2 protein-coding genes are annotated in these 1715 nt (G+C 56.2%); both read left to right on the top strand.

Features of this window, described 5'->3' with window-relative positions; translation table 11 throughout:
• Positions 1-97: 97 nt before the first annotated feature.
• The gene (locus tag VFQ05_04195; GenBank protein ID HET9325951.1) at positions 98-1183 is read left to right on the top strand and encodes an IS4 family transposase; all 1086 of its coding nucleotides are present in this window, start codon (positions 98-100) and stop codon (positions 1181-1183) included.
• 117 nt (positions 1184-1300) lie between these two features.
• Complete coding sequence (locus tag VFQ05_04190) at positions 1301-1621, top strand: M50 family metallopeptidase (protein HET9325950.1); 321 nt, start codon at positions 1301-1303, stop codon at positions 1619-1621.
• Positions 1622-1715: the final 94 nt, after the last annotated feature.

The raw sequence follows: 1715 nt of genomic DNA, 5'->3' as shown, positions 1-1715 counted from the left end.
TTGACTACCGTACAGAAAATCTGTGCTAAAAGCTGATACGCGCCGCCTATGGTATGCTCCTCTCTGCAATCGACCTTTCAGTCAAGAGGAGCACCCCTTGAGCGACACGTATCGCCGCTATCGTGCCATAAAACGGACGTTGCTGCAAACACTGAGTGCGCGGCCCAACAGCCATCGCGAAAAGCACATCAACACATTGGCGGCCTTGATCTGTGGGATTGTCGGCGCCCAGCACACCCAGTTGCCCAAGATCGCCGCTCAGATACCGAGCGGCAAAACCAAACGCGAGAGTCAGATCAAGCGTTTCGACCGCTTCTTGGACAATCAGAAGGTCGCCTACGAGGTCTATTTTCTGCCGTTTGCGCAGGCGCTCTTGCTCTCGCTCTCGGCCCAGCCGCTGCCACTGATCATGGATGGCAGTGTCGTCGGGCGCGGCTGTATCAGCTTGATGCTGTGTGTGGTGTATCAGCGACGCGCCTTGCCGCTGGCTTGGGTGGTGGTGCGCGGAAAGAAAGGCCACTTTCCCGAAACCAGCCATTGCGCCCTGCTGGCGCAGATTCAACCCTATGTTCCGCAACACGCCACAGTGGTCTTTCTGGGCGACGGCGAGTTCGACGGCACCAATCTGCAAGCCACGATCACCGACTACGGCTGGCGCTATGCCTGTCGGACGGCCAGCACGACTGTGATTTGGTCGGGCGATGCTCGCGTACATTTTGGTGATCTGGGGGTGCAGAGCGATGAGGTGGTGGTGGTCGAGGATGTGCAGGTCACCCTCGCACGCTATGGCCCGGTCTTGGCGCTGGCGGTTTGGGAGGCGGCCTATGCCGAGCCGCTCTACCTGGTCTCCAACCTGGCCGATGCCGAAGCGGCGCTTGAGTGGTATCGTCAGCGGGCGACGATCGAAACGTTCTTTTCGGATCAAAAAAGTCGTGGCTTTCACATCCATAAGAGTCACCTGAGCGATCCAGCACGGCTGACGAGGCTGCTGCTGGCGGCCTGCCTGGCCTATCTGTGGATGGTCTACCTGGGCAGTCTGGCGCTGCGCCAGGGCTGGCAAGCAATCATTCATCGCCACGACCGTTGCGACCTGAGCTTATTTCAACTGGGCCTGCGGCTGCTGAACCATTGGCTGAACGAGTCGTTGCGCATCCGCGTTGCTTTCTGCCCATCGTTACGCTGACACCAGCGACTGCGAGCGCGCACATATTTTCTGTACGGTAGTGAAGGTCTTGATATCCTGATAGCGCAACATCTGGCTCGCCTCCTTTCGTAGAGAGGCGATAGTATATCATAAATCGTGATAATCTCTATTAATTGGCTCTTTATTCCATTTCGGGTGATAAACACATTGATCCACGAATTAAGCCACATTATTGCTATCCGTATGACTGGCGGCCGGTTTCAACGGTTGAAAATCTTTGCGCGTGGTGGTGGGGCTACGCCATATCAGGGCAGGCCCAACTGGTTTACCGTAAGCGCAGGTTATGTCGGAGCGGCATTGTTTGGTGGTGTTCTGATCTTATTGACGACTGCAAGCATCCCTGCGCGTGCAGTGCTGATGGGACTGGCCATGTTTCTTGGCTTGATTTGTCTGATGTATGTAGGTTCTGTCCGGTAACGCGAAAGCGGTGGTCAGAAATGTGCAGTACACTCGCATCAGGAAGGACGAGAAGGAGGCAGCCTGATGCGCCGACACGAATTGACTGATGAAC

This window comes from Candidatus Eisenbacteria bacterium (assembly GCA_035712145.1).
GTDB lineage: Bacteria > Eisenbacteria > RBG-16-71-46 > RBG-16-71-46 > RBG-16-71-46 > DASTBI01.
This window is presented reverse-complemented; position numbering and strand designations above follow the sequence as displayed.